Below are 22,002 nucleotides of genomic sequence, written 5' to 3'. Positions count from 1 at the left end.
TAGTGCCAGGAAGGGGAAGCGACCCCTAGATGCAGTGGTGAGGGTTGTCCACAGCTCCTCTCTCGCTATCCCCAGAACCACCGCCGGCCATCCACAGGCGGCCTCCGCGGGGGGTCGCGGAATCCCGCCGCCGGGGTCCCGTTGTGCACAGGCTGTGCGCACCGCGGGACCCCCGGCCGGTGGACAGGATTAATTTTCGGACACGGCGTGTCGGGTCCGGCGGCGGGGCCGGCGCAGCCCGACCGCCGCGGCCGCGAGGCGGGCCCGCAGACCCCGGTAGGGCGGGTAGACGACCCGCAGCGTGTCGGGGGCGAGCGGCTTGTCCAGGACCGCGCGCGCGTGGGAGAACGTGGTGAACGAGAACTTCCCGTGGTAGGCGCCGGTGCCGCTCTCACCCACGCCGCCGAACGGCAGCTGGGGGCTGGTCAGGTGCAGCAGCGGGGCGTTGAAGGACAGTCCGCCGGAGGACGTGCGCCGGCGGAACAGCTCCTTCACCGAGCGCTCCTCGGAGAACACGTAGAGGGCCAGCGGCTTGTCCCCGGCGGTGATCAGCTCGACGGCGTGCTCCGCGGAGGCGACCGGGACCAGGGGCAGGACGGGACCGAAGAGCTCCTCGGCCATGAGCGGGCCGTCCGGGGCGGAGCGCACCACCGTGGGCGCGAGGTAGCGCTCCCCCGGCTCGGCGGTCCCGCCGCAGACGACGTCGTGGGCGGGGACCTGCTCCAGGAGCCCCACCAGCCGGTCGAGGTGGCGCGCGGTGACGATCCGCCCGTAGGAGTCGCTGCGGGACGGGTCCTCGCCGTAGTGCTCCTCCACGGCCCGCAGGAGCTCCGGTTCGAGGGCGGCGAGCGTCTCCGGGGTGCCGAGCACGTGGTCCGGGGCCACGCAGGTCTGGCCGGCGTTGAGGAACTTCCCCCACACGATCCGCCGGGCGGCGGTGCGCAGGTCGGTCGAGCCGTCCACCCAGACCGGGGACTTCCCGCCCAGCTCGAGGGTCACCGGGGTCAGGTGCCGGGCCGCGGCGGCCATCACGATCCGGGCCACCGTCCCGTTGCCGGTGTAGAAGACGTGGTCGAAGCGGTGCTCGAGCAGCCGCGTGGTCTCCGGCACGCCGCCCTCGACCACGCGCACGCAGTCCCCCAGGTAGCGCTCGAGCAGCTCGGCCAGCACCCCGGAGACGGTCGCGGAGACCTCGGAGGGCTTGACGACGACGGTGTTGCCGGCGGCGAGCGCTCCCGCCAGGGGGCTCAGGACGAGCTGGACGGGATAGTTCCACGGCGCCATCACGAGCACGGTCCCGAGCGGCTGGTGCTCCACGCGGGAGCGGGCCGGGGCGAGGCTCAGCGGGACGGGGACGCGGGCCGGGGTCATCCAGCGGCCGAGCTCCTTGCGGATGCCGGCGATCTCCTCGAGGGTGAAGCCGAGCTCGGTCAGCCACGCCTCCGCCGGGGGCTTGCCGAGGTCGGTGGCCAGCGCCTCCTCGAGCACCGTCCGGTTCTCCCGCACGAGGTCCTCGAGCCGGTGCAGCCGGTCCAGCCGGGTCGCGAGGTCGACGTCGGGCACGAAGGCCGCCCGGGCACCGGCGACGGCGGCGTCCACGGCCGGGAAGTCTGCCGAAGTGTCCGCCGGGACGTCTGCCGAGTCGTCTGCCGGTGCGGGGGCGGGGAGGGTGCTGCGGGTGCTGGTCATGGGTCCAGCGTAGGGCCCGGCTCGGACGCCGCAGCCCGCCGGTCAGAGCAGGCCGTGCTCCGCGAGCTGCCGCGAGATCGAGGCTCCGTCGTTGCCCTCGATCCACAGCGTGCCCTCGGGGATGGTGACCCGCCGCTCCTCGTTGACCAGCGGGGTGCCGGCCAGCACGGCCTCCGCCGGGGACAGGTTGCGGATCACGATGGCGGCCACGTGCTCGGGATAGCGGTGCACGAAGCCGCTGTAGATCTCGGGGTCGTGCTGGCCGTCGTCGCCGATGAGGATCCAGCGCACGTGGGGGAAGTTGCGGGCCAGCCGCTCGAGGTTCTGCACCTTGTGCGCGGCCCCGGCCCGGAACCACCGGTCCGTGGTGGGTCCCCAGTCCGTGAGCAGCAGGGCCCCGGCCGGGTAGGCGTTGCGCGTGAGGAAGCGGCGCAGGGTGGGCGCCACGTTCCACGCCCCCGTGGAGAGGTAGAGGAACGGCGCCTCGTGGTGGCGGTGCAGCAGCCGGTCCATCATGACGGCCATCCCGGGGGTGGGTGTGCGGGCGTGCTCGTTGAGCACGAACGAGTTCCAGGCGGCCAGCATGGGCCGGGGCAGGGCGGTGACCATGACGGTGTCGTCGATGTCGGAGACCACCCCGATGCGCTGCTCGTCGGCCACGACGAACACGCGGGACTCGACCGTCTCGGAGCCCTCCGTCTGCATCCACACGGTGTGCTCGCCGGGGGCCAGGGACACCTGCAGGTCGACGTCGACCACCCCGCCCTTGTCGGCCACCAGGTGGAACTCGAACTCGTCGATCCAGATGTTGACGTGGGCGAAGGCGATGGGCACGGAGGTGAACGAGCGCCAGCCGCGGATGGACTCGGCGCTCTCGTCGGTGGACTCGATGAGCCCCCGGGTCTTCAGCAGGGCCCGGCCCAGGACCCGCACGTGGTGCTCGGAGCCGTAGCCCTCGAAGGCCACCATGACCGGGATGTCCCCGCGGGCCTCGGCGCGCCGCTGCCGGAACCGGTGGAGCCGCTGCTCGAGGCGGTAGCCCACGTTGATGGCTTCCTCGGCGACCTGGTCGACGGTCTGCTTGAGCTCCGAGCTGCTGGATTTCTTGGCCATGCGCCCAGTCTTCCACAGGGCACACCGCGGACACGGCGGCGCCCGCGGGGCGGGCCGCGCCGGAGGTCCGGTGCGGCCCGCCCCGCGGGCGGTCGGGGTCCGCGGACTAGTTCTTGATGTAGCCGTTGGGGTTGAGCACGTACTTGGTGGCCGCCCCGGCGTCGAACTCGGCGTAGCCCTGCGGCGCCTCCTCCAGCGGGATGGCCTTGGCGTTGACGGCCTTGGCGATCTGGATCTTGTCGTGCAGGATCGCCATCATCAGCTGCCGGTTGTACTTCATCACCGGGCACTGCCCCGTGGTGAAGGACAGCGACTTCGCCCATCCCGTGCCGAGGCTGATCGACAGGGACCCCTTCTTCGCGGCCTCGTCCACGGCTCCGGGATCCCCGGTGACGTACAGGCCCGGAATGCCCAGCGCCCCGCCGGCGGCGGTGATGTCCATCAGGGAGTTGAGCACGGTGGCCGGGGCCTCGTGGGAGGCGTCCTTGCCGTGCCCACGGGCCTCGAAGCCGACGGCGTCCACGCCGCAGTCGACCTCCGGGACACCCAGGATCTGCTCGATCTGCTCGGCGGGCGAGCCCTTCGAGACGTCGACGGTCTCGCAGCCGAAGCTGCGGGCCTGGGCCAGCCGCTGCTCGTTCATGTCGCCCACGATCACCACCGCGGCTCCCAGCAGGTGCGCCGAGGCCGCCGCGGCCAGGCCCACCGGTCCGGCACCGGCGATGTAGACGGTCGAGCCCACGCCCACCCCGGCCGTCACCACGCCGTGGTAGCCGGTGGGCAGGATGTCGGAGAGCATGGTCAGGTCCATGATCTTCTCCAGGGCCTGGTCCCGGTCCGGGAACTTCAGCAGGTTCCAGTCCGCGTAGGGCACCAGCACGTACTCGGCCTGACCGCCGACCCAGCCGCCCATGTCCACGTAGCCGTAGGCGGAGCCCGGCCGGTCCGGGTTGACGTTGAGGCAGATGCCGGTCTTGCGCTCCTTGCAGTTGCGGCACCGGCCGCAGGAGATGTTGAACGGGACGGAGACGATGTCCCCGACCTTGATGAACTCGACGTCCGGCCCGCACTCGATGACCTCGCCCGTGATCTCGTGACCGAGGACCAGGTCCGTGGGGGCCGTGGTGCGCCCGCGCACCATGTGCTGGTCCGAGCCGCAGATGTTGGTGGCCACGGTCCGGAGGATGACCCCGTGCGGGACCTTCCGGCCGATGTTGGCCGGGTTGATCCCCGGCGCGTCCTTGAGATCGAACTCCGGGTACTCGGTGTCGATGACCTCGACCTTGCCGGGACCCTTGTAGGCGACCGCTCTGTTCCCTGCCATCATGACCTCTTCCGTGGTGGATGTCCGTCACGGGCGTCCACGGTGGGTCTCCACCGTCGACGCCCTTGTCCCCGACGGAACTCCCCACGCTGTGGCCTCGAGCTCGCTGTGACCCGGGTCACGGAGGACGGCCGCCGGTGGTGCTGACGGTAACAGGACGCGTCAACGAACGGAAGGGAAGGAAGCTGAGAAAACGCGAAAGAGCCCGCCCCGCGTGATGCGGAACGGGCTCTTTCGTCCTGGTGGAGCTGAGGGGACTCGAACCCCTGACCCTTTGCATGCCATGCAAATGCGCTACCAGCTGCGCCACAGCCCCAGGTCGTTACCTCGGAGACATTATCACAACCTTCACGGGCTCCTTTTCAGTCACCCTTTTCCGGTTGTTCCAGCGCCTCGCTGGGCAACGCATTCATAGTAGACAGCCGATCAGGCTCCAGGCAAATCGTCGGTGGCGGGGGCCGCGGCGGTCCGGCCGGAGAGCGGTCCGAGGTCCACCACGGGGCTGTCCCGCCACAGCCGCTCGAGGGCGTAGAACGCCCGGTCCTCGTCGTGCTGCACGTGGATCACGACGTCGCCGTAGTCCAGGAGCACCCAGCGCCCCTCGGAGCGGCCCTCGCGGCGGATCGGGCGCAGCTCGAGGCGCTCGACGAGCTTCTCCTCGATCTCGTCGACCACGGCGTTGACGAGCCGCTCGTTGGAGGCGGAGGCGACGAGGAAGGCGTCGGTGATGCCCAGGGCCTCGCTGACGTCGAGGGCCACGATGTCGTGGGCCTGCTTGGCGTCCGCCGCGGCGGCCGCGACCTGGAGGATGGAGAGGGAGAGATCGTTGACAGTCAAGGAGGATCCTTTCCCGGCGAACCGGAGGTCCCGTCCCGTGGGGACGGTTGGAGTGGACGAGTCGTGCAGGTACGGGTGGTGCGGGAACGGTCGGTGCGGTGGAGCCGGCGGGGTGCTCAGAGCACGAACAGCACGAGCACGACGGCGAGGGCCGCGAGCACCGCCAGCAGCAGGAACCACCAGGCGCCGTTCGTGCGGCGGCGGTACTCCCGGGGCTCCAGCAGCTCGAGCCCCTCGGCGGTGCTGGCCGGCACGGGGGCGGCCGGCGGATCGTCCTCGGCCGCGGGCCACGACGCCGCGGGCCCGGACGGAACGGCCCCCGGCGGAGCCGGTGGGTCCTCCGCGTGCCCGTGCTCCTCGTGGTCACCGGCCGCGGCGGGCGCGACCGGTGTGGAGCCGTGGTGCTCGGGATCCGTGGGCGCGACGATCTCGATGTGCGTGAGCGCCGCCAGGTCCTCCGGGGCGAGCCGGTTGCTGAACAGGGCCGGGTCGACGTGCACCGGGTCGTGGGACACGTGCCCGTCCGGCCCGTCCGGGCCGCCGCCGGGGAACACGACGGTGATCTGCTCGAGCGGCTCCTGCGGGTCCTCCGGCACCGCCGGAGGACGCGGGGCCGCAGCGGGCTGCCCCGGGCCGGGCGGTGCGGAGCCGGGCGCCGGGGCCTCCGGAGCCGCCACCGGCTCCCGGACCGCGGTGTCAGCGCCCGGGTCGGCCTGCGCGGCGCCGGCCTGGGCGGCGAGCTCCGCGAACCGGCGCTGCTTCTCGAGCAGCTCGGGGTCCGCCGGGCCGGTGCCGGCCTCCTCGAGCTCGCGGGCGCGCTCGGCCAGCTCGCGCTGCAGACGGGCCAGCCGCCGCGGCCCGAGGGGCTTGACGGGGCGGACCGGCACGCCGTCCCCCCCGAGGTCGATGATGGGCGCCGGTCCGGAGGGCGGCGGCGCCGGGGCCCGGTCGGGGTCCGGTGCGGCGCCGTCCCGCACGTCGTCCTCGCCGGCCATCAGGGTGCCTTCGCCGAGACGCCGCGGGCGCCGACGTGGTCCGTCGTCGTCCCGTCCTCGGGTCCGAGGTAGAGGCCGTACTTGTTGATGTACTGCACCACGCCGTCGGGCACGAGGTACCAAACGGGCTTGTGCTCGGCCACGCGGGCGCGGCAGTCCGTGGAGGAGATCGCCATCGCGGGCACCTCGAGCAGGTTCACGCCGCTGGAGCCCACGGGCGCGGCCAGGTCGTGGCCCGGCCGGGTGACGCCGACGAAGTGGGCGAGCTGCCAGAGCTCCTCGGCGCCCTTCCACGTCAGGATCTCCGCCATGACGTCCGCGCCCGTGATGAAGAACAGGTCCGCCTCCGGGCGCTGCCGCTTCAGGTCCCGCAGGGTGTCGACCGTGAACGTGGGACCGTCGCGCTCGATGTCCACCCGGCTGACCGTGAACCGCGGGTTGGAGGCCGTGGCGATCACCGTCATGAGGTAGCGGTGCTCCGCGGGGCTCACCGCCCCGGCGGCCTTCTGCCAGGGGTGCCCGGTCGGGACGAACACGACCTCGTCGAGGTCGAACTCCCCCGCCACCTCGGACGCGGCCACGAGGTGGCCGTGGTGGATGGGGTCGAACGTCCCGCCCATGACGCCGAGCCGGGTGCGGCCCGGCCTCCGGGGCGGGACGGCCGTGCCCGTCAGGGGCAGGCCCCGGGTCCGGGCGGCGGTGTCCTGCGGAGCGGTCGTCACGACGATGGGGTTCCCCGGCTCAGCCGTGGCGCTTGGCCGCGTACTCGTCGAGCATGGCTCGCTCGTCCGCGGGCAGGTCGGCGGGGTCCTGGTGCTGGCCGACCTCCGGGCTGAGGCCCCGGTTCGCGAAGGAGAGCGTCACCACCATGAGGCCGATCAGCACGACGAATACGGAGGCGCCCCAGACCCACGGGGGAACTCCGGCCTCGGCGGCGGCGTGCCCGCCCTCGGCGGCTGCGAGGACGGTGGTGACGGTCTGCTGGAACATGGGGATCCCTTCTGTCGCCGGCGTGGCGGCGGGTGGTCGGTGGACGGCCCTGCCGCCTCGGCCGGCTGGCCCGGACGGCTCTCATCGTACTGAATCCGCGGCGGGCCCGCCGCGTCCGGGGCTCAGGCGCGGACGTGCCCGTCGCCCTGGACGATCCACTTCGTGGTGGTCAGCTCCTCCAGGCCCATGGGTCCGCGCGCGTGCATCTTCTGGGTGGAGATGCCGATCTCGGCGCCGAGACCCAGCTGGCCCCCGTCGGTGAAGCGGGTGGAGGCGTTGACCATGACCGCGGCGGCGTCGATCTCGGCGACGAACCGCTCGGCGGAGGCGAGGTCGTTGGTCACGATCGCCTCGGTGTGCCGGGTGGACCACCGGTCGATGTGCTGGAGCGCCTCGTCCAGGGAGTCCACCACCTTCACGGCCAGGTCCATGGACAGGTATTCGGTGCCCCAGTCCTCGTCGGTGGCGCGCAGGTGGTGGCTGCCGGCCGGCAGCAGGGCCTCGGCCCGCTCGTCCACGTGCAGCGTGACGCCGGCCCGGTCGAGGGCCGCGAGCACGGCGGCCCCGTGCTCGAAGCCGCGGTGCAGCAGGAGGGTCTCCGTGGTGTTGCACGTGCTCGTGCGGTGGGTCTTGGAGTTGACGACCACGTCCACGGCCATCTTCTTCGACGCCGAGTGGTCGACGAAGAGGTGGACGTTGCCCTCGCCGGTCTCGATGACGGGGACCTTGGCGTTCTGGACGACGGACTGGATCAGACCGTGCCCGCCGCGCGGGATGAGGACGTCGACCTTCCCGCGGGCCGCCATGAGCGCGTTCGCGCCCTCGCGGCCGTACTCGTCGACGCTCTGGACGCAGTCCACGGGCAGCTTCACGTCGGCCAGGGAGTCCCGGATGATGCCCACGAGGGCCCGGTTGGACTCCTCCGCGGCCGAGCCGCCGCGCAGCAGCACCGCGTTGCCGGACTTCAGGGCGATCCCGGCGATGTCCACGGTGACGTTGGGGCGGGCCTCGTAGATGGCGCCGACCACGCCCATCGGCACGCGCACCTGGCGCATCCGCAGGCCGTTGGGCAGGGTGCTGCCGCGGACGAACCCGCCCACGGGGTCGGGCAGCGCGGCGAGCTCGCGCAGGCTCTCGGCCAGGCCGGTGATCCGCTCGGCGTCCAGCTTGAGCCGGTCCAGGAGGGCGGTGGAGGTCCCGTTCACGCGGCCGCGCTCGAGGTCCTTGGCGTTCGCGGCGAGCACCACGTCCTGCTTGCGCTCGATGCGGTCGGCGATGGCGAGCAGCGCCCGGTCCTTCCAGGCCCGGGTGGCGCGGCCCAGGACGCGGGCGGAGTCCCGGGCGTCGTCGGCCATCGCGGCGACGCCGGCGACGGGGTCCTCCCCGAAGGTGGCGATGACGCCGGTGTCGGTCACGACCGCCTTGCCGGTCGTGCGGGTGGCTTCGTCGGTGGTCACGGAATCGTGTGCGGCGGAAGTCATTTCTTCAGTTTAGTCCGTGCGCCGCGGGCGCGCAGGACCACGAGGTTGTCCACGTGCACGAGCTCCCGGCTGTAGTCGTCCCCGAGCTCCTCCGCCAGCACGGAGGTGGACTTGCCGAGCATCGGCGGGATCTCGTCCGAGGAGTAGTTGCTGAGCCCGTGGGCGATCTCCTTGCCCTCCTCGTCCCGCAGCGAGACGGGCTCCCCCGCCTCGAAGGTCCCGGACACGCCGGTGACCCCGGCGGCCAGCAGCGAGTTGCGGTCGCGGATCGCCTCGACGGCGCCAGGGTCGAGGGTCAGGGAGCCCTTGATGTCCGCGAGGTGGGCCAGCCACAGCAGCCGGACGTTGCGCCGCCCGCCGGAGGTCGCGAACCAGGTGCCGACGTCCTCGCCGTCCAGGGCGCGGGTGATGTTCTGGGCCGAGGTGACGAGCGCGGGGATGCCCGAGGCCGCGGCGATCCGGGCCGCCTGGACCTTGGTGACCATGCCGCCGGAGCCGACGCCGGCGCGGCCGACCGACCCGATCTGCACGCCCTCGAGGTCCTTGATGGGGTCGTTCACCACCGGGATCCGCTCCCCGCCCTTGCGGGGGTCCATGGTGTAGAGGGCGTCGACGTCGGAGAGCAGCAGCAGGACGTCGGCCTTGATGAGGTGGGCGATCAGGGCGGCGATCCGGTCGTTGTCGCCGAACTTGATCTCCTGGCTGGACACGGCGTCGTTCTCGTTGACGATGGGCAGCACGCCGAAGTCCAGGAGCCGTTCGATCTGGCGGTGGGTGTTCTTGTAGTGGCTGCGCCGCATCAGGTCCTCGGCGGTGACCAGCACCTGGCCCACCGTGACGCCGTAGCGGGCGAAGGACTCGATGTAGCGGCCCATGAGCAGGCCCTGGCCCACGGCCGCGGCCGCCTGCTTGCCGGCCAGGTTCTTCGGCCGCCGGGACAGCCCCAGGGGCGCCAGGCCGGCCGTGATGGCGCCCGAGGACACGAACACGAGCTCGATGCCGCGGGCCTTCGTCTCGCCGAGGGCGTCGACGATCATCCGCACGGCCTGCTCGTCGATCGAGCTCTCGATGGACGTCAGCGAGGACGAGCCGACCTTGACCACCACGCGGTGGGCGCGCGGGATGTCCTCGCGGCGCTCGATGGGGCTGCGCCGGTTCTTGCCGCGGTTCTCGCTGCTGAGCTGGACCGCGGACTTCTCCGCGACCTCCTCGAGCTGCTCGACGTCGATCTCGTTCGTCTGCTCGTTCATCCTGGGCGTCTCCCTCGTCCGGTGGGCGTCGTCGGTGTGTCGGTCAGTCGGTGTGTCGGGTCAGTCGGTGTGTCGGGTCGGTCGTCGGGTGGTGGCCGCGGGGCGTCCGGCACGTGCGGCCGCGGTCCGCCCCGCGGGCGGGCTCAGTCGTCGGTGCCGGCCGGGGCCTCGCCGCGCCGGGCGTCGACCGACTCGGTCCACACCCCGGCGGAGCGCTCGGCCTCGAGCTCGGCGCGGGCGGCGGCCTTGGCGCCCTTGCGGTCCTGGTACTGCTGGCGCTTCTGCTCGCGGGTGGGACGGTCGATGTCCGCGAAGCGCAGGTCGGTGCCGCGGGGCCCGGCCAGCAGCTCGGCGCCGCCGACCATCGTGGGCTCCCAGTCGAAGACCACGCCGTCGTCCTCGGGGCCGATGAGCACGGCGTCGCCGGGCCGGGCACCCTGCTTGAACAGGTCCGTCTCGACACCGAGCTTCGCGAGCCGGTCGGCGAGGTAGCCGACGGCCTCCTCGTTGTTGAAGTCGGTCTGCAGGATCCACCGGTCGGGCTTGTCGCCGCGCACGTGCCACAGCGGCTCGAGGTTGCGCTCCTCCCGGGTGATGGTGAACTCGGGTCCGCGCACCCCCTTGGGTCGCAGCACGACCCGCGGGGCCTCCGCCGGGGCGGGGCGGGTCGCCCGGGCCTCCTGCACGACCTCGCCCATGGCGAAGGTCAGCTGCCGCAGCCCCTCGTGGGAGGCGGTGGAGATCTCGAACACGCGGTAGCCGCGGGACTCGAGCTCGGGCCGCACGAACTCGGCGAGCTCCCGGGCCTCGAGGACGTCGATCTTGTTCAGCACCACGAGCCGGGGCCGGTCGTTGAGCGGCACCGCCTGGCCGCCGTCGAGGTCGCCGTCGACGGCGTAGCCGGCGAGCTCCGCCTCGATCGTCTCGAGGTCGGAGACCGGGTCCCGCCCGGGCTCGAGGGTGGCGCAGTCGAGAACGTGCACGAGGGCGGCGCAGCGCTCGACGTGGCGGAGGAACTCCAGCCCCAGGCCCTTGCCCTCGGAGGCGCCGGGGATCAGGCCCGGGACGTCCGCCACGGTGTAGCGCACGTCCCCGGCCTCCACCACGCCGAGGTTCGGGACGAGCGTGGTGAACGGGTAGTCGGCGATCTTGGGGCGGGCGGCGCTGATCGCGGCGATCAGGCTGGACTTGCCGGCGGAGGGGTAGCCGACCAGGGCGATGTCGGCGATGGACTTCAGCTCCAGGACCACGTCCCGGGCCGAGCCCGGCGTGCCGAGGAGCGCGAAGCCGGGGGCCTTCCGCTTGACCGAGGCCAGCGCGGCGTTGCCCAGCCCGCCCTGCCCGCCGGGGGCGGCCACGAACTCGGAGCCCTGGCCCACGAGGTCGGCCAGGACGTTGCCGTCCTGGTCCTTGACCACGGTGCCGTCGGGGACGGACAGCACGAGGTCCTCGCCCTTGTGCCCGTGGCGGAGGTCGCCCTTTCCGGGTCCGCCGTTGGGGGCGGACTGGTGCGGGGCGTGGTGGTAGTTCAGCAGCGTGGTGGTCTGGCCGTCCACGCGCAGCACCACGCTGCCGCCGTCCCCCCCGTTGCCGCCGTCCGGCCCGCCGAGCGGCTTGAACTTCTCGCGGCGGATGGACACGCAGCCGTGCCCGCCGGAGCCGCCGGAGACGTGCAGGACGACGCGGTCGACGAAACTGGCCACGGGGAACTCCTCTGGTTCAAGAACGGACGGGCCACGTTAAGACTGTAGAGGGCGGGCGCTGGACGCACCCACCCTCTACAGACCAAACATGGGTGGTGCGGGTCGTGACCCGCACCGGGGCCGGCAGCGCCGGCCCTGTGGACTACTCTGCGGCAGCCTGGATGTTGACGACCTTGCGGCCCCGGCGGGTGCCGAACTCGACCTGACCGGCGGCCAGGGCGAACAGGGTGTCGTCGCCACCGCGGCCGACGTTGAGGCCGGGGTGGAAGTGCGTGCCGCGCTGCCGGACGAGGATCTCGCCGGCGTTGACGGTCTGGCCGCCGAAGCGCTTCACGCCGAGGTACTGCGCGTTGGAGTCGCGACCGTTGCGAGTGGAGCTCGCGCCCTTCTTGTGTGCCATGAGGTGTGCCTACCTTCGGGTCTTTACTGGCTGGTGGAGTCTGGACGGGGACCGGGCCGGTCAGGCGTCGATGCCGGTCACCTTCACGGTGGTCAGCTCGGCACGGAAGCCCTGGCGCTTCTTGTAGCCGGTCTTGTTCTTGAACTTCTGGATGGAGATCTTGGGACCGCGGAGGTTCTCGACGATCTCGGCCGTGACCTTGACGCTCGCCAGGGTCTGGGCATCCGAGGTGATCTTGTCCCCGTCGACCAGCAGCAGGGCAGGGAGCTCGATGGTGCTGCCTGCTCCGCCGGCGACGCGGTCAAGGGTAACGAGGTCTCCGACGGAAACCTTTTCCTGGCGGCCGCCAGCGCGGACAATCGCGTACACCACTTGGGAACTCACTTCTCTCGACGTCATGTGTAAACAGTGTGGGTCGAGCGCATACCTGTCAGGACCAACGACGTTGAGACGAGCTGACGGTGACCGGCCCGTGGGACTAGGCCGAGGTCAGCGCAGGTTCGCCGCAATTCAGGAACTGCACCCGCATGTGCCGCCAGGTGGGGTGTCGAGTTTTTACACGCGCGCACCGGCAGGGCACCGAAGATCAAGACTACTCGATCCGGTCAGCGCCCGCCAACCGGCGCTCCGCCACCGGCGCGGCGAAGAAGTCCCGCTCGAGCGCGCAGGCCTCCAGGAACACCTCCCGCATCCTCGCCCGGACGTCCGCCGGGGCCGCCCGGGCGGCGTCGTCGAGCAGCCGGCGGGCCGTGCGGGTGGCCTCCTGGAACCCCTCGTCCGCGTACGTGGCCAGCCAGTCCGCGTAGGGGTGCCCGTCGGTCCCGTCGGCCGCGGCGAGCTCGTTCAGGTGCCGGCCCACGTCCGCGTAGACCCAGTAGCACGGCAGCACGGCGGCCAGGCCCACCGGGTAGGGCTCCGCGGCGGTGGCCGCGAGCAGGAACGTGGTGTAGCGCCGCGTCACCTCGCCGAGACCGTCCCGGGCACCGCCGGCCCGGGCGCCGCCGTCCCCGGCGTGCCGCAGCCGCGCCCGGTGCAGCTGCGCCTCGGTCTCGGTGCAGGACACGGCGCCGGCGGCGAAGAACAGCCGCTGCTCCTCGTCGGGCGCCCTGGCGGCCAGCAGGGCCAGCGCCCGGCTGTAGCCGTCGAGGTACTGCAGGTCCTGGTCGAGGTAGGCGAGGAAGCGGTCCGGCTCGAGCCGGCCGTCGCCGAGGAGGCGGACGAACTCGAGCTCCTCGATCTCCCGCCGCACGGCCGCGGAGGCCTCCCACAGCTCGTCGGTGAACCGCTCCGGGCCCGTGCCCCAGCTCTCGAGGGCGTCCTGGACGTGGTGGAAGTGGTGGACGGGCCCGCTGCCGTGGCCGACCTCGAGGTCCCCGGCGGCCTCGAGGGCGCCGCGCAGCCAGTCCCGGGCGATCCGCAGGCTCCGGGGCCAGTCCCCGTGCCGGGCCTGGAGGGTGGCCAGGGCCGAGGAGAGGGAGCACCCGGTGCCGTGGGAGTTCTCGGTGGGCACGCGGGCGCCGTCGAACGCCACGAGGGGCTCGGGGGCGTCCGGGCCCACGAGCGCGTCGGGCGTCCGGTCCCCCGTGAGGTGCCCGCCCTTGACGAGCACCAGGGTGCCGTGGGCGCGGGCCACACGGTGGCCCTGCGCGAGGGCCTCGTCCCACGACGACGCCGTGTCCTCCCCGGCGAGCACGGCGAGCTCCTGCAGGTTCGGGGTGATCAGGTCGGCGAGGCCGAGCATCGAGCGCAGGGCGTCCTCGGCCTCGCGCTCCAGCAGGCGGCCCCCGGAGGTCGCGACCATGACGGGGTCCAGGACCACGACCGGCGGCCGGTGGGTCCCGAGCCACCGGGTGACGGCCTCGATGACCGGCACGGACCCGAGCATCCCGATCTTGACGGCGTCGATCTCGACGTCCTCGGCGACCGCGTCCAGCTGTGCCGAGAGGAACTCGACCGGCGGGACGTGGATGTCGCGCACGCCCACGGTGTTCTGCACGACGACGGCGGTGACGGCGCTCATCCCGTAGCCGCCCATCGCGGCGATCGACTTGAGGTCCGCGTGCTGGCCGGCCCCGCCCGTGGGGTCGGTGCCGGCGATGGCCAGGACGCGGGGCACGCGGGCGGTCACGGGGCCACCTCCCCGGCGGGCACGGCGGTGAAGGCCCGCAGGTAGCGGGCGGCCGCGGCGGCGGGGTCCGGGTCGGCGCAGATCCCGGAGACCACGGCCAGCCCCGCGGCGCCGGCGGCGCGCAGGCCGGGGGCGTCCTCGACCCGCACCCCGCCGATGGCCAGGCAGGGCAGGGCCGTGCGGGCCGCGGCGCGGGCGAAGCCCTCGACGCCCAGCGGCTCGGGGTGGTCGGGCTTGGTGCGGGTCGCCCGCACCGCCCCGACGCCCAGGTAGTCGACCGTCCCGGCCGGCAGCGCGGCGGCGGCATCGAGCTCCTCCGCCGTGGCGGCGCTGAGGCCGAGCACGGCCTGCGGGCCGCAGATCTCCCGGGCGAGCGCCACGGGCAGGTCCGACTGGCCCACGTGCACGCCGGCCACGGGGGCGCCGGCCGCGCGGGCGGCGAGGTACACGTCGGCGCGGTCGTCCACGAGCACGGGCACCTCCCGGCCCACGCGCTCGGCCACGGCCGTCAGCAGGGCGACGAGCTCGCGGACCGGGGCGTCCTTCTCCCGCACCTGGACCATGGTGGCTCCCCCGCGCACGGCGGCGGCCACGACGTCCGGGACCGTCCGGGGGGCGCTCAGGGCGGTGTCCGTCACCAGGTGCAGGGCCAGGGCCGCGGGGTCGAGGCGCGGGCTCACCGGGCGACCTCCTCGCGCACGAGCTCCGCCCGGGCGGCGATCCCCTCCGGGGTGACGGCGTGCAGCCGGTCCAGCAGCGCCACGGCGAAGGAGCCGGGCCCGGCGGAGTCGGCGGCCGCGTCCTCGGCCGCCAGGGTGTACACCGTGGTGGCGGCCACCGCCGCGGCGGCCGGGTCCGTGCGCACGGCGGTGAACGCCGCCATGAGGGCGCCCAGGGCGCACCCGCCGCCGGTGATGCGGGTCAGCAGGGGCGTGCCGTGCGGCACCCGGACCACCGTGCCGTCCGGGGAGCGCACGAGGTCCACGGGCCCGGACACGGCCACCGCCGAGCCGGCCCGCTCGGCGAGCGCGGCGGCGGCGTCCCGGGCCGCGTCGACGCCGTGGGTCGCGTCCGTGCCGCGGCCGCCGGCGCCGCCGGCGAGGGCGATGACCTCGGAGGCGTTGCCGCGCACGATCGCCGGCTCGAACCCGAGCAGGTCGCGGGCCAGCGCCGTGCGCACGGGCAGGGCGCCCACCGCCACCGGGTCCAGGACCCAGGCCCGGCCCGCGCGGCGCCGGGCCCCGACGGCCTCGTAGGCGGCGCCGCGCTGCTCGGCGGTGGGCGTGCCGGTGTTGACGAGGAGGCCGTCGGCGAGCTCCGCGAAGACCCCGCCCTCGCCCTGGATGTCGGTCATCGCCGGGGACGCGCCCACGGCGAGCAGCACGTTGGCGGTGAAGTTGGTGACCACGGCGTTGGTGATGCACTGCACCAGCGGCGCCGCGGCGCGCAGGTCCGCCAGGGCCGCGGCGGCGTCCTCGGCGAGCGCGGGGTCCGGCGGCACCGGCCTCCCGGGTCCTGGTGTGCGGTCGGACGGGGGTACGGCATCGCGCATCTGCGACATCCCTTCGCTAGTACTGGCTAGATCAGGTTCGACGGGTGTGTTCTCAGCCGCTCGTGCGGCACCCCGTGTCTGGTGTCCTGCCAGTCTAGTCGTCGTGCGGGAGTCGGCACGGACCCCGCACGGGATCAGAACATGCCGTTGGCGTGGGCCATCCGCTCGGGCACCGGCTGCGCGACGCCCCAGTGCTCCACGATCCGGCCGTCGTCGAGGCGCCAGAGGTCGTAGCAGGCGACCGTTCCGGTGGATCCTCCGTCGCGGCTCCCTCCGGGAACGGCCTCCGCGACGGTCAGCACGAAGTTCCCCTCGCCGACCACGCGGCGCAGCCGCTGGTACGCGGGCTGCGGGCCGTCCGGCGTGCCGCCGGTGTGCTCGGTGCAGCCCCGGGGGCTCATGTGGTCCTGGACGGCGTGGCGGTCGCCCCCGACGAGGGCGGCCTCGACCCACTCGGCGGCGATGCGCTTGTTGCCCTGCGTCCGCTCGTGGTCCGTGACCGCGACGGGACCGTCGAGCTGGGGGCGGGCGCCGTCGGGGCCCGTGCGCAGGGGCTCGAGGACGTCCCAGTGCTCGGCGATCCGTCCGTCCTCCACCCGGAAGACGTCGAAGCCGACCAGCGGTTCCGGACCGAGCCCTTCGTACACCGAGTGGACGGCCACCGTCCCGTGGTCGTCGAGCATCCGGACCATGTCCACGCGGAAGTCCTCGGGCATGCTCTGCACGAACTGCCTGAGACCCTCGCGCCCGTCCGGCGCGAGCGGCGAGTGCTGGACGAAGTCCTCCGTGTAGTGACGGTCCACGGCCGACGGATCCCGATGGACGAACAGTTCCGTGCCGGTGGTGCGGATGGTGTCTGCACTGGTCATGGCGATGCTCCCTGGAACGGGCGGCCGCTCTCCCGGCGGACGGGACGGCGGCCCCGGGTGTGCTGTGGTGCGCACCACGGTACGCCGCCGCGCGGAGGGCGGGCAGGCCGGGACGGTCCGTGACGGTCCGCGACGACGGAGGACCCCGACCGTGCTGGTCGGGGTCCTCCGTGGTGCTGCTCGGCGGGGCGGGTCAGCCCCGGTCGGCGGGCCGGCCGCTGGTGAGGTCCTCGGCCTTGACGCCGACGCCGACGACGGTCGGCGCCCGGCGGGAGGACTCCTCCGGGGCGCGCTGGGCGACGGTCCTCGCCTCGTGCCGGGCGCCCTCCGCGGCGGCCGCCCGGCCGGCGGTCACCTCGGCCTCGCCGGGCCGCGCCGTCGGGGCCGAGGCCCGCCGGGAGCGCCGCCGGGGCCGCACGGGCTCGACGTCCGCCTGCTCCGCGGCGACCGCCGCGGCGGGAGCGGGCGCCTGCCGCTCCGTGCGCTCCTGCGCCATGCTCTCCTGCGCCATGCTCTCCTGGGCCGTGCTCTCCTGGGCCGGGGCCTCCGCCGCGGCGGTGGCCCCCTCCGCGGCGTCATCCGCACCGGTGACCGCCTCGGCGGCGGCCTCCGGGGCGGCGGAGCCGGCGTCCGGTCCCCGCTGCCCGAAGACCTCCGCGAGGGAGTCCAGGCTCAGCGGCCGGGCCTCGGCGGGCTCGACGACCACGGCGTGGCCCTGCGGCAGCTCGATGACCTCGCCGTTGATGGTCAGGCGCGAGCCCTGCTCGCCCGGCGCCCCCTCGGCGGGGAGCTGCTCCGGGGCGGCGGGGGCGGTGTCCTCCCCCTCCTCCGGCTGCTGCTCGGCGGCGGTGTCCCCGCCCTGGCCGCGGCCGCGGCTGCGCTTGCCGCGGCGCTTCTTCCGGGAGCGCCCCGAGCCCTCGGGCCGGGACTCCGCAGGCTGGGCGGCCTCCTCGGCTCGCTCCGGCTCGTCCGCGGCCGCCTCCTCGTGGTGGGTGGCGGCGGCGATCGTCGCGAACGCCGTCCGCGCGGCCTCGGCCTTGGCCTTCTCCGCGGGGTCGGCCTCGGCGGAGCGCTGCTCCGTCCGGGCGGGCTGCTGCTCGTTGCGGCCCCCGCGGCCGCGCTTGCGCTCCGTGCGGTTCGGCCGCTGGTCGCGGGACTCGCTCGTGGCGCCGCCGGAGCGGCCCTCGAGCGGGTGGTCGTGGACCACCACGCCGCGGCCGGCGCAGTGCTCGCACGGCTCGGAGAACACCTCCAGCAGTCCGGTGCCCATGCGCTTGCGGGTCATCTGCACGAGGCCCAGCGAGGTCACCTCCGCCACCTGGTGCTTGGTGCGGTCCCGGCCCAGGCACTCCACCAGCCGGCGCAGCACGAGGTCCCGGTTGGACTCGAGGACCATGTCGATGAAGTCGATCACAATGATCCCGCCGATGTCCCGCAGCCGCAGCTGCCGGACGATCTCCTCGGCCGCCTCCAGGTTGTTCTTGGTGACGGTCTCCTCGAGGTTGCCCCCGGAGCCGGTGAACTTGCCGGTGTTCACGTCGACCACCGTCATCGCCTCGGTGCGGTCGATGACGAGCGAGCCGCCCGAGGGCAGGAAGACCTTGCGCTCGAGTGCCTTCTGGATCTGTTCCTCCACGCGGTAGTTCACGAACAGGTCCTCGTCCTCGTCCCACTTCTTGAGCCGGTCGAGCAGGTCCGGTGCGACGTAGGTCACGTACGCCTCGATGTTGTCCCACGCCTCGTCGCCCTGGACGACCATGGTGGTGAAGTCCTCGTTGAAGACGTCGCGCACCGTCTTGATCGTGAGGTCCGGCTCCGCGTAGAGCATCTCGGGCGCGAGCGTCCTGGTCGACCCGGCCCGCTCCTGGATCTGCTCCCACTGGGCGCGCAGCCGGTTGATGTCGTGGGTGAGCTCCTGCTCGGAGGCCCCCTCGGCGGCGGTGCGCACGATGACGCCCGCCCCGTCCGGCAGACGGTCCTTGAGGATCTTCTTCAGCCGGGCGCGCTCCACATCGGGCAGCTTCCGGGAGATCCCGGTCATCGACCCGCCCGGGACGTAGACCAGGTACCGGCCGGGCAGGGAGATCTGGCTCGTGAGCCGGGCGCCCTTGTGCCCCACCGGGTCCTTGGTGACCTGCACCAGGACCGAGTCCCCGGACTTCAGCGCGACCTCGATCCGGCGCGGCCCGCCCTCGAGCCGCGACGCGTCCCAGTTGACCTCGCCGGCGTAGAGCACGGCGTTGCGGCCCCGGCCGATGTCGATGAACGCGGCCTCCATGGACGGCAGCACGTTCTGCACCTTGCCCACGTAGACGTTGCCGATCAGGGAGTCCTGCTGGGTGTGCGAGACGAAGTGCTCGGCCAGGACGCCGTCCTCGAGGACGCCGATCTGGATCCGGTTGTCCTTCTGCCGGACCAGCATCTGCCGCTCGACCGACTCGCGGCGGGCCAGGAACTCGGCCTCGGTGATCACCTGGCGGCGGCGGCCCGTCTGGCGGGACTCGCGCCGGCGCTGCTTCTTGGCCTCGAGCCGCGTGGAGCCCTTCACGGCCACGACCTCGTCGACCGTGGCGGTCTCCGCGGCGCGGGGCGCCCGGACCCGGGTCACCGTGTTGGGCGGGTCGTCGTCGCTGCCGCCCACGAGCTCCATGTCGACCTCGCCGCGGCGGCGGCGCCGACGGCGGCGGCTGGTGGCGCTCCCGCCGGTCCCCTGGCCGGCCTCCTCGCCCTCGTCGGCGAGCTCCGCCGTGTCCGGCTCCTCGGGACCGTCGGCCGGGTCCTCGGCGGAGGCGTTCTCCTCCTGCTGGCGGCGCCGCGCCTCCCGGCGGCGGGCGGCGCGCTGCTGAGCGGCCTCGCGCAGCTCGTCGAGGTCCGGGGCGTGGAACATCAGCGAGGTCGCCGTCACCGCGGCGGCCGGCGCCGTGCGCGGCTCCCCGTCGTCGTCGGTGTCCTCGTCGTCGGTGTCCTCGTCAACGGTGTCCCCGCCGTCGTCGGTGTCCGCCTCGTCGTCCTCGGCGGACGGGGCGGGGTCCTGCCCGGCTCCGGCCGGCGCGTCGACGGCCGGCGCCTGGGCCCCGGGACCCAGGTCCTCGGTCTCGCCGGCGGGCTCGACGCCCTCGGCGGCCTCCTCCGCGCCGGGCGTGCCGGGCGCGGGGTTCGCGGGCGCGGCGGCCTCCTCGGCCACCGCACCGGGGCGCTCGTCGCCGGGGACCGCGGTCCCGGGCGCGACGTCGAGGGTGTCGGTCCCCGCGGCGTCGCCGGTGGCCGGCGCGGTCTCCGACGGCTGGCCGGGAACCTCGCCCGGCGTGCCGGGCCCGGCCTCTGGGACGGCGTCCGGCGCGGGACGCGCGTCCTCCGAGGGCTCCTCGGGCACGTGGCCCGAGACCTCGGGGGCGGTGTCCGGCACGGCCGGCGCGTCCTCCGAGGGCTCCTCGGGCACGTGGCCCGGGACCTCGGGGGCGGTGTCCTGCACCGTTGCCTCCGCCTCCGGGAGGTCCCGGCGGGCGTCGTGCGATGTGTTCTGCTGACCAGCGTCCAGGGCGTCCTGCGCCCCGGCCTGGTTCACCTGTTCGGCATCCATATACAGCTGTGCTCCTGCCGCGGTACGCCGTCCGTACCCGGTCCCCGCAGCTGCTTGGTCGGCGTATCGCCGGTGGGGGTCCACGCGGCGGCCAGAAGTCCTGTGCGTACCCGTCGCGTCCCGCACACCTCGCGAACGGGCGGGGACGGCAGCGAGCCAGTCCGGGGCTTCGAGCCGCTGCTCACGAGGGCAACGGTCTTGGGCCGGCGGCGGACGCGCTCAATCCGATGAGAGCCGCGGGTCCTGCCGACCTGGGGTCGAAGTCCGACTGGGCCGAGATCCCGCGTACGGGCGGGCTCGACCGTGGCCAGTATCTCACAGACGCCCCGGTGCGGGCCGGATTGGCTCCGTCACGGCCCGCAACCCGCGGGCACGGGGCCGGGAGAGCCCCCGGGGAGCATCAGGGGGCATCGCCTAGGATCGGCGTGTGACCTCCACTCCGCCCCGCCTCGACGACTCCCCCGCCGTGTCCCGCGGCCCGGACGCCCGCGCCGACCGGCGCTGGGGCCTCGTGGCCCTCGTGACCGGGCTCCTGGGCTTCTACGGCGCCGCCACGCTGGTGTACGAGCGGCTCCAGCTCTTCCTCGACGCCGGCCACCGCACCAGCTGCGACATCAACTCGTGGCTGTCCTGCGGCACCGTCATGCGCACGCCCCAGGCGGAGGCCTTCGGCTTCCCCAACCCCTTCATCGGCATCGTCGCCTACGCGGTGGTCGTGGCCGTGGCGCTCGCGGTGCTGGCGGGCGCCCGGTTCGCCGCCTGGTACTGGTGGGGGCTGCAGATCGGGGTGACCCTCGGCTGGGTCTTCGTGCTGTGGCTGTGGTGGCAGACCACCTTCGAGATCAACGCCCTGTGCCTGTACTGCATGCTCGTGTGGGTGATGCAGACCGTCCTGCTGGTGCACACCACGACCCGCAACCTGCGCGGCGGGGTGCTGCCGGCGCCGGCCGGCGTGGCGCGCGGCGCCGAGCAGTGGGCGTGGTTCGTCTCCGCCGCCCTGCTCGTGCTGCTCTTCGGGACGGTCCTGGTCCGCTTCGCCGGGGTCATCTTCCCGGCCTGAGCCCGCCCGGTGCCGTGCGGCTGCGCCGGACGCGGCACGGCACCGACGACGACGGCCTCCGCCCGTGCTGGGCGGAGGCCGTCGTCGTCGGTGCGCACCGGGGTCCGGCGGGCTCAGGGCTCAGGGCTCAGGCGAACCAGATGCCGATCTCACGCTCGGCGGACTCCGGGGAGTCGGAGCCGTGCACGATGTTCTGCTGCACCTTCTCGCCCCAGTCCCGGCCGAGGTCGCCGCGGATCGTGCCCGGCGCGGCGGTGGTCGGCTCGGTGGTCCCGGCCAGGGACCGGAAGCCCTCGATCACCCGGTGGCCCTCGACGACGGCGGCCACGACCGGGCCGCTCAGCATGAACTCGACGAGCGGCTCGTAGAACGGCTTCCCCTGGTGCTCGGCGTAGTGCTGCTCCAGCACGGATCGCTCCGCGTGCAGCAGGCGCAGGTCGACGAGGCGGTAGCCCTTCGCCTCGATCCGGGCGAGCACCTCGCCGGTGAGGCCGCGGGCCACGCCGTCGGGCTTGACGAGGACGAGGGTGCGTTCCGTGGTCATGGGGGTCCTTCCGAGGTGCGGGTCCAGGATGTCGGTGCCCAGCCTAGCCGTCCGGGTGCTCCCGCTCCCACTGCGCCTGGGCGGCGTCGCGGGCGGCGTTCTCCCGGTCCAGCCGCGCCCCGGTGCGCACGGCGTACCACCAGGCGAGCACGGACAGCCCGCCCACGAAGAACATCGTGGGCAGCACGAAGCCGGTGGCCAGGAACACGACCTGCAGGACCCAGCCGACCGTGTACCCCCAGGGCCGGCCCAGCACGGCGGGGGCCAGCCCCAGGAGCAGCGCGAGCGCGGTCCCGCCGGCCAGGATCGCCGTCCGGCCCCCGTCCCCGAGCTCCCGGCCGAGGACCCCGTAGGCGGTGAGGGCCGCGAAGAACGCGATGAACGCCTCCATGACCAGCACCGAGGAGGCGAACATCGTGCGGATCGAGCGCCGCGGCCGGGGCTGCCCGGGGCGCCGGTCGCGCTGGGCTCTGGTCATGCGTGCCAC

Annotated in this window: 20 protein-coding genes, 1 tRNA gene and 1 riboswitch; of the genes, 1 reads left to right on the top strand and 20 read right to left on the bottom strand. The window is 73.7% G+C overall.

The genetic code is table 11. The annotated features are described in order from the left end of the window. Nucleotides 1-189 precede the first annotated feature (189 nt). The 18 genes from EQG70_RS08090 to EQG70_RS08005 all read right to left on the bottom strand — a co-directional run bounded on the left by EQG70_RS08090 (nt 190) and on the right by EQG70_RS08005 (nt 19,911). Entirely contained in the window at nt 190-1,689 is a 1,500-nt protein-coding gene (locus EQG70_RS08090) for an aldehyde dehydrogenase family protein (RefSeq protein WP_109267974.1), read from the bottom strand. Nucleotides 1,690-1,731: 42 nt separating this feature from the next. After that, nucleotides 1,732-2,802, bottom strand: coding sequence for an App1 family protein (locus EQG70_RS08085; protein WP_017834609.1), 1,071 nt, complete (start codon nt 2,800-2,802; stop codon nt 1,732-1,734). A gap of 106 nt (nt 2,803-2,908) precedes the next feature. Beyond that, nucleotides 2,909-4,126 carry a formaldehyde dehydrogenase, glutathione-independent gene (fdhA, locus tag EQG70_RS08080; RefSeq protein WP_031283632.1) on the bottom strand — a complete coding sequence of 406 codons (1,218 nt, stop codon included), beginning with the start codon at nt 4,124-4,126 and terminating at the stop codon, nt 2,909-2,911. 240 nt (nt 4,127-4,366) lie between these two features. Beyond that, a tRNA-Ala gene (locus tag EQG70_RS08075) sits at nt 4,367-4,442 on the bottom strand. A gap of 110 nt (nt 4,443-4,552) precedes the next feature. Then, a complete protein-coding gene (gene rsfS, locus EQG70_RS08070; RefSeq protein WP_017834607.1) occupies nt 4,553-4,963 on the bottom strand; it encodes a ribosome silencing factor in 411 nt (136 codons plus the stop codon). A 116-nt stretch (nt 4,964-5,079) separates the two neighbouring features. After that, a complete protein-coding gene (locus EQG70_RS08065; RefSeq protein WP_109267975.1) occupies nt 5,080-5,958 on the bottom strand; it encodes a hypothetical protein in 879 nt (292 codons plus the stop codon). Next, on the bottom strand, nt 5,958-6,578 hold the full coding sequence (gene nadD, locus EQG70_RS08060; protein WP_229587908.1) for a nicotinate-nucleotide adenylyltransferase: 621 nt from the start codon (nt 6,576-6,578) through the stop codon (nt 5,958-5,960). Before nadD ends, EQG70_RS08065 begins: the two co-directional genes overlap by 1 nt. A 121-nt stretch (nt 6,579-6,699) precedes the next feature. Next, the gene (locus EQG70_RS08055; RefSeq protein WP_017834605.1) at nt 6,700-6,948 is read right to left on the bottom strand and encodes a hypothetical protein; all 249 of its coding nucleotides are present in this window, start codon (nt 6,946-6,948) and stop codon (nt 6,700-6,702) included. A gap of 122 nt (nt 6,949-7,070) precedes the next feature. Next, a complete protein-coding gene (locus tag EQG70_RS08050; protein ID WP_031283629.1) occupies nt 7,071-8,429 on the bottom strand; it encodes a glutamate-5-semialdehyde dehydrogenase in 1,359 nt (452 codons plus the stop codon). Further along, nucleotides 8,426-9,679 carry a glutamate 5-kinase gene (gene proB / locus EQG70_RS08045; protein ID WP_017834603.1) on the bottom strand — a complete coding sequence of 418 codons (1,254 nt, stop codon included), beginning with the start codon at nt 9,677-9,679 and terminating at the stop codon, nt 8,426-8,428. The genes EQG70_RS08050 and proB overlap by 4 nt, the downstream gene beginning before the upstream one ends. 143 nt (nt 9,680-9,822) lie before the next feature. Further along, nucleotides 9,823-11,382, bottom strand: coding sequence for a GTPase ObgE (gene obgE, locus EQG70_RS08040; protein WP_109267976.1), 1,560 nt, complete (start codon nt 11,380-11,382; stop codon nt 9,823-9,825). 142 nt (nt 11,383-11,524) lie between these two features. After that, complete coding sequence (rpmA, locus tag EQG70_RS08035) at nt 11,525-11,782, bottom strand: 50S ribosomal protein L27 (RefSeq protein ID WP_017834601.1); 258 nt, start codon at nt 11,780-11,782, stop codon at nt 11,525-11,527. A 60-nt stretch (nt 11,783-11,842) separates the two neighbouring features. Next, nucleotides 11,843-12,154 (bottom strand): 50S ribosomal protein L21, encoded by a 312-nt coding sequence (gene rplU, locus EQG70_RS08030; RefSeq protein ID WP_017834600.1) that lies wholly within the window; start codon nt 12,152-12,154, stop codon nt 11,843-11,845. Between the two features lie 220 nt (nt 12,155-12,374). Next, the gene (locus tag EQG70_RS08025) at nt 12,375-13,910 is read right to left on the bottom strand and encodes a bifunctional hydroxymethylpyrimidine kinase/phosphomethylpyrimidine kinase (protein ID WP_109267977.1); all 1,536 of its coding nucleotides are present in this window, start codon (nt 13,908-13,910) and stop codon (nt 12,375-12,377) included. Continuing rightward, on the bottom strand, nt 13,907-14,590 hold the full coding sequence (thiE, locus tag EQG70_RS08020; RefSeq protein WP_017834598.1) for a thiamine phosphate synthase: 684 nt from the start codon (nt 14,588-14,590) through the stop codon (nt 13,907-13,909). Before thiE ends, EQG70_RS08025 begins: the two co-directional genes overlap by 4 nt. Then, a complete protein-coding gene (gene thiM, locus EQG70_RS08015; RefSeq protein WP_017834597.1) occupies nt 14,587-15,411 on the bottom strand; it encodes a hydroxyethylthiazole kinase in 825 nt (274 codons plus the stop codon). Before thiM ends, thiE begins: the two co-directional genes overlap by 4 nt. A 42-nt stretch (nt 15,412-15,453) precedes the next feature. Next, nucleotides 15,454-15,547: riboswitch (TPP riboswitch) on the bottom strand. A 49-nt stretch (nt 15,548-15,596) separates the two neighbouring features. Then, nucleotides 15,597-16,331: a nuclear transport factor 2 family protein gene (locus tag EQG70_RS08010; protein ID WP_109267978.1), complete on the bottom strand. Its 735-nt coding sequence runs from the start codon at nt 16,329-16,331 to the stop codon at nt 15,597-15,599. Nucleotides 16,332-16,524: 193 nt separating this feature from the next. Further along, complete coding sequence (locus EQG70_RS08005; RefSeq protein ID WP_232035288.1) at nt 16,525-19,911, bottom strand: Rne/Rng family ribonuclease; 3,387 nt, start codon at nt 19,909-19,911, stop codon at nt 16,525-16,527. 427 nt (nt 19,912-20,338) lie between these two features. On the opposite strand from EQG70_RS08005, the gene EQG70_RS08000 reads away from it, so the two are divergent. Next, the gene (locus EQG70_RS08000; protein WP_035930031.1) at nt 20,339-20,971 is read left to right on the top strand and encodes a vitamin K epoxide reductase family protein; all 633 of its coding nucleotides are present in this window, start codon (nt 20,339-20,341) and stop codon (nt 20,969-20,971) included. A gap of 127 nt (nt 20,972-21,098) precedes the next feature. Here EQG70_RS08000 and ndk read toward each other — a convergent pair whose 3' ends face one another. Both ndk and EQG70_RS07990 read right to left on the bottom strand, forming a co-directional pair. Then, complete coding sequence (ndk, locus tag EQG70_RS07995) at nt 21,099-21,515, bottom strand: nucleoside-diphosphate kinase (RefSeq protein ID WP_017834593.1); 417 nt, start codon at nt 21,513-21,515, stop codon at nt 21,099-21,101. Between the two features lie 43 nt (nt 21,516-21,558). After that, nucleotides 21,559-21,993 (bottom strand): DUF4233 domain-containing protein, encoded by a 435-nt coding sequence (locus EQG70_RS07990; protein ID WP_109267979.1) that lies wholly within the window; start codon nt 21,991-21,993, stop codon nt 21,559-21,561. Nucleotides 21,994-22,002: the final 9 nt, after the last annotated feature.

Origin of the sequence: Kocuria rosea (genome assembly GCF_006094695.1) — a bacterium.
GTDB classification, from domain to species: Bacteria; Actinomycetota; Actinomycetes; order Actinomycetales; family Micrococcaceae; genus Kocuria; species Kocuria rosea.
This window is presented reverse-complemented; position numbering and strand designations above follow the sequence as displayed.